The 5,032-nt window shown below is 57.3% G+C and carries 6 protein-coding genes and 1 pseudogene; 2 read left to right on the top strand and 5 right to left on the bottom strand.

Annotated features, from left to right (window positions below; all coding sequences use genetic code 11):
- A pseudogene (locus GOB90_RS18410) lies at window positions 1–453 on the top strand (MobQ family relaxase); the annotation flags it as partial.
- Between the two features lie 7 nt (window positions 454–460).
- Here GOB90_RS18410 and GOB90_RS18405 read toward each other — a convergent pair.
- The 5 genes from GOB90_RS18405 to GOB90_RS18385 form a co-directional block, all read right to left on the bottom strand.
- The gene (locus tag GOB90_RS18405; RefSeq protein WP_146893044.1) at window positions 461–1,324 is read right to left on the bottom strand and encodes an NgoMIV family type II restriction endonuclease; all 864 of its coding nucleotides are present in this window, start codon (window positions 1,322–1,324) and stop codon (window positions 461–463) included.
- Window positions 1,324–2,271, bottom strand: a complete 948-nt coding sequence (locus GOB90_RS18400) for a DNA cytosine methyltransferase (protein ID WP_146893042.1) — start codon at window positions 2,269–2,271, stop codon at window positions 1,324–1,326. The genes GOB90_RS18405 and GOB90_RS18400 overlap by 1 nt, the downstream gene beginning before the upstream one ends.
- A 93-nt stretch (window positions 2,272–2,364) precedes the next feature.
- Window positions 2,365–2,964 carry a helix-turn-helix domain-containing protein gene (locus tag GOB90_RS18395; protein WP_062273272.1) on the bottom strand — a complete coding sequence of 200 codons (600 nt, stop codon included), beginning with the start codon at window positions 2,962–2,964 and terminating at the stop codon, window positions 2,365–2,367.
- Between the two features lie 329 nt (window positions 2,965–3,293).
- Window positions 3,294–3,830, bottom strand: a complete 537-nt coding sequence (locus GOB90_RS18390; RefSeq protein WP_146893040.1) for a replication protein — start codon at window positions 3,828–3,830, stop codon at window positions 3,294–3,296.
- Window positions 3,827–4,084 carry a mobilization protein gene (locus tag GOB90_RS18385; RefSeq protein WP_008852986.1) on the bottom strand — a complete coding sequence of 86 codons (258 nt, stop codon included), beginning with the start codon at window positions 4,082–4,084 and terminating at the stop codon, window positions 3,827–3,829. The genes GOB90_RS18390 and GOB90_RS18385 overlap by 4 nt, the downstream gene beginning before the upstream one ends.
- A gap of 213 nt (window positions 4,085–4,297) precedes the next feature.
- Between GOB90_RS18385 and mobQ the strand changes: the two genes are divergently transcribed.
- On the top strand, window positions 4,298–5,032 hold a 735-nt coding region (gene mobQ / locus GOB90_RS18380), incomplete at its 3' end, for a MobQ family relaxase (RefSeq protein WP_173572212.1).

Genomic DNA, 5,032 nt, shown 5'->3' with positions numbered 1-5,032 from the left:
CATATGGGGGTGTCTGCTACAGCTCTTGAACGACAGGCCGCCCGGAAAGTTCCCGGCCGGAAGCCGGTGACGGATCTCGGGAAGCGGAATGTGGAGATCCGCGAGCGGAATCTGGTTCTTGAGGCGGCCCGCAAGGCCGTGGAGAAGGCGCAGGAGCTGTTCTCTGGTCTTGAGAAAAAGGCCCGACTGGCGGTTGGTCTGGCTCGGAAGATTGGGCAGCGGATGGAGCAGCAACGGGAAGCCGAACGCCAGAGAAAGGAGCTGGCGCGTCAGGCCGAGATCAGGCGGGAAATACAGCGCCAGCAGGAAATCCGGGCAGCCGAGGAAGTCCGTAAGGCCGCTGAACTGGAGAGGCAGAAGCAACGCCAGCAGGAACAGGAGCGTAGCCGGTCGCGGGGGCTTTCACGAGGAAGAAGCCGGGATCAAGGATATGAGCCCGGTCCCGGATTTTAGGTAATGTTTATACGGCAAGGTCGAGTGGCAGATCGGAAATGTCTTTTAAGCGTTTACCTTCGACCATGATGGCTAGCATATCGGCTGCGTCATCCATCCCAAGCATTTTCACTGTGGCCTGCAACTCGTACAAAGCAAAATGATACACGCAATCAATGTCGCCCGTGCCAAGGGCGATAGAGGCTAGGCGGCTGGGTGTCGGTTCAGCGGTCACTACCATCACATGCGGCAAGCGGCCCTTACGATTGCGCACAAGATTCAGCGCTTCAGAACGAGCGTTTTGTGCTCGATCACTGCGGATAGTCCATTTGCAGGAAATGCTTGCATGTAAGAGTGGAAGGCCACCGTTTTTCTTACGCAGGCTAGCAAGAGTGGTTACGTTGTCATCGACAAGGAGTTCGTTGGCATTGATGACAGCGTCATCCTCGGTATCGCGTACAACTACGATATCTGGGGTGATGGTGTAATCACTTCCGAGAGCCGCAGCCAACTCAGCATCGGCTTTTGCGGCTCGGTCAAGAGCGACCAAATGCGCGTATTGTTCATAACGAGCGATTTCTAGTCGGTTTCGTCCGGAGACTTGGTGCACATCCCAAGAGCCCGGCCGCAAGTGTCGGAGCTTCAGGAAGGTTTCATGCACAAAATCGGCGCAACAGCTTTCGAACTGATTGCCGGATGTTTGACCCGCAATGCGTTCTCCGATGGTTTCAGCTTTAAGTAGATCAGCAATACCTTTGGCAATAGATTTGCTTGTTCTATTACTACTATCTGCATTACTGACCACTCCTGCTGCATTCGTGGTCAAAGTGGATTTTAACAGTGCCGCATGGAATGCTGTACGTGCTTCAAAGAAGTTGGCGGGCGGGTTCATTAGGCCACCTTGTAAAGACGTCTGATGGATAGAGCTGCGAATATTTGCCGAGCTACAGCCGCAGCTACAGGTGGTGGAAATGCGTTGCCGATCTGGCGGTAGGCAGCTGTCTTTCTGCCAAAAAATTGCCAGTCATCTGGAAAACCTTGAATTCGTGCCGTCATACGTGGCGTCAGACGTGGCATACCTACGAAGTCGTCAGTAGGTGCTTCGTCCCATAATCCCATGCCATCGACGCCTAAAGTAGCCCAAGCGCGTTTGGCACGGGTCGGGCCAAGATCGGGCCCCCCGTGTTTTTTGGAGCCACCAACTAAAGTCGGGGCAATGGAATTGGCTTGTTCGCGCCAACGTAAGGCTCCGCGCCAGCCATTTTCGACCATGAGATCGTGTAGAAGCTCGCCTACGGTGGGTGGTTTTATTTGTAATGGTTCAGGCCACTGAAAGCCGCTAGCCAGATCTTTTCTGATGCCAACAAACACCACACGTGGGCGCAATTGTGACACCCCATAGTCTGAGGCATTAAGCAAGCGCCACCCTGGTACATAACCAAGTTTCTTGAGCTGTTTTTCCACTTTGTTTCGATAGTCGTCAAAAACGGCATCCAGCAGACCGCGCACATTCTCAAGCATTACTGCCTGAGGACGACATTCATCGACTAAACGGATTGCTGTGGGGAATAAATCACGCTCATCTTTTGCGCCAAGCTGGTTGCCAGCTTTGGAGAATGGCGGACATGGCACTCCTCCAGCTAGTAAGTCTATGCCTTGGTAAGAACGACCATCGAAACTACGCAAATCGTCTTCGATGACGTTCCAAGAAGGACGATTTAGGCGAAGCGTTGCACATGCGGACGGCTCCAATTCGACGAGGGCTGCATGATCAAATCCCGCAGTTTCCAAGCCTAGTGCTTGCCCGCCAGCTCCAGCGCACATTTCCAGTGATTGCATACTAATTTTGGTCTTTTCTATTTAAACGCGGATGAAGCTAGTTCTTTAGGGAACGCACAATCTTTTGGCCGACTACCTCAATAGGCCGGTCGGTTACGATGCCCCGCCTTGGAGGAGCTCGAATTGCAATGGTGGTTGTGTCTCCGAAGCCTGTGCTTTGCGGACATCCAGAGAGCCATTCCAAGCCACATGCGGATTGATGAAATACACAGCCATTCCGGGGCCTCTTACGCCTTCAATTTTGCGACGTTCGCGGCGGATGACCCCCATTTTCTCTAACGTACCCATGATCGTACTGACACTACGAGGTGCGCAATTGATCTCTTCGGCGAGTTGGTCGCGGGTGAGCAGAACTTCGCCCGTATCCTGCCGGAGATTGAGCAGAACCAGATCGAAGGCGTGGCGTACCTGATTAGGGCGATCATCGGACGGCAGCGCACGAATGGCGTCCCAGATCGCGGCAGTCTGCATACGGCTCAACATGGTGAAACCTCCCGGCCAAAGCCCTTCGGTGGTGTCTGGTCGCGCAGCCTTCTGGAGCGCGTGTGTTGCCCGTGAAATGGCTATACGCGCCTCTCCGGGCAAATGCTTCAGAAGTTCTTCGGATAGGAGCGAAAGCTGCTCTGCGGCCTGTGCGGCTTCTTCCTGTCCGGATCGCTGCTGTCTGGTAGTGAGGCGCACAATCTGGGCCATAGTTCGCTCCTTGTGGAGAACCCGTCATTAGGTCACGGAATCTGTGATCCAAAGGTCACAGAGTCCGTGACCTAATGCAAGCTGTTTCTGCCGGATTTCTGCGAGGTATGGCGATCCCTAAGAAAGATAAAAGAATCTAATCCCCCTGTTGTTCCCCCTTTTTCCGGTGGAAAACTGCCATTTCAGGGTCTGGTCCGGCGCCCTTTGGGCGGGCCACGCCGCTCCCGCTCTGCGCTCGCCCGGCCTCTGTGACACCGGCAGAATCGGGTAGGAAAAAATGGCTCAGGAAGCGATGAAGGGTCTGGTCGGCTTTCCCATCCCGGTGGCTGTCAGGGGAGATACCAGCCGGTAATGTTCCCCTTGGCGTCCGCGTTCGGGAAGCAGACCGTACCATCTTTCCGGCGTTCCGTGGTCCATCCGTTCCCTTGGCACATGGTCAGCAGATCGAGGTTGCCCTGCCGATCAAGGCCATAGGCCCGCTGTCCGGCCGGGGTGTTGGCCCAGCTGGCGGCGGCCTCCTGATTCCGGGCTTTCTGGTATCCGTCCGCGTGTCCGGTGTCCCATCCAGCTTGTTGACCGAAGAAATATCCACCACCAAACGCCACCAGAACGATCAGGAAGGCCGTCAGTCCCGCCCAGAGTAGAGATGAACGTATTTCCGTCTGACTGGCCTGTAGCGCCTTCTGTGAGGCTCCTGTGGCCTGTTTAAGCGCGGCTCGCATTTCGGCCGACAGGTCGTGTTCCTGCTGGTTCCGGGTCGCCTGATCGGACTGGACGGCCCGAAGCAGACGGTTTGTCTCCGCCATTTCCCGACCGAGCTGGTCGAACGCGGCCAGCCCGTCATCCAGCTCGCGTTCGTCGGTCACGACTTGTCAGGCTCGGGCTTCTGCCAGCCCTCGAACGCCTTGTGGTCATGGTCGCGGGTGATGCGTTTCATCAGTTCGTCAATGACCCGGCCGAAGCGTTCATCCTTCCCGGCCGCGTCGATCAGCAACCCACCCAGAATGACCTTGCGGCGGGTGTCCAGCTTGCGTTCCTCGGCGTTCTGTCTGGCGAGCAAAGCCTGATAACGGGCCTTGGCCTGTTCGACCTGCTGTTTTGCCTTTTCGATGGGTGTCATTTTTCCTCCTGCGCCATACGGGTGCAATGGTCTGTCGTAGACTCAGCGTAACCGTGTCACGGCCAGACTACCCCATTTCCAAGAAGTTTCCTTGATTCGTCGTGAAGCGCAGACAACCCTTGCGACGAAGGAGTGAAGGGCGCACTTTAGCATTGTTCCAATGCGTGCGTCAGGGACGTTCCTTCCCTGAACCCTTCCTTATCCCGGTGAGCCGTGGCGATCTATCACCTGTCCGTCAAATCCATCTCGCGTTCGGCCGGTCGCAGCGTCGTGGCTGCTGCTGCCTATCGTGCCGGTCAGGAACTGACGGACGAACGGCAGGGCCTGACGCATGACTACACCCGCAAACAGGGGGTGGAGGGTGCGTTCATCGTGGCCCCGGATGGCGCAGGCTGGGCGCAGGACCGGAACGCCCTGTGGAACGCAGCCGAGGCGGCCGAGAAGAGGAAGGACGCCAAGACCGGCCGGGAATACGAGCTGGCGTTACCGGCCGAGCTGGACGCGGGCGCACGGAAAGAACTGGCCCGGGATTTCGCCCGTGAGCTGGTGGCGCGGTACGGGGTGGTGGCCGATGTGGCGATCCATGAACCCGGCCGGGAAGGAGACAACCGGAACCATCACGCCCATATCCTCACCACGACCCGGACGGCCGGGGAGGATGGTCTGGGGGCCAAGACGCGGGTTCTGGACGTGGCCAGCACTGCCTCGGCCGAGATCGAGCACATGCGAGGGGTGTGGGCGCGCCAGGTGAACATGGCGCTGGAACGGCACCAGGTCGAACAGCGGGTGGATCACCGGAGTTTTGCGCGTCAGGGGAAGGAGCAGGAACCGACCCGGCATATGGGGGTGTCTGCTACAGCTCTTGAACGACAGGCCGCCCGGAAAGTTCCCGGCCGGAAGCCGGTGACGGATCTCGGGAAGCGGAATGTGGAGATCCGCGAGCGGAAT

This window comes from Acetobacter oeni, assembly GCF_011516825.1.
Taxonomy (GTDB): domain Bacteria; phylum Pseudomonadota; class Alphaproteobacteria; order Acetobacterales; family Acetobacteraceae; genus Acetobacter; species Acetobacter oeni.
Note: the sequence above shows the minus strand (reverse complement) of the source record. Positions and strands in the feature narration are given on the sequence as shown.

Bases quoted from the DNA above. Each gene is read 5' to 3' on its own strand.
- GOB90_RS18400 (WP_146893042.1), bottom strand. From the start codon at position 2,271: ATGCAATCACTGGAAATGTGCGCTGGAGCTGGCGGGCAAGCACTAGGC.
- GOB90_RS18385 (WP_008852986.1), bottom strand. From the start codon at position 4,084: ATGACACCCATCGAAAAGGCAAAACAGCAGGTCGAACAGGCCAAGGCC.
- GOB90_RS18405 (WP_146893044.1), bottom strand. From the start codon at position 1,324: ATGAACCCGCCCGCCAACTTCTTTGAAGCACGTACAGCATTCCATGCG.
- GOB90_RS18395 (WP_062273272.1), bottom strand. From the start codon at position 2,964: ATGGCCCAGATTGTGCGCCTCACTACCAGACAGCAGCGATCCGGACAG.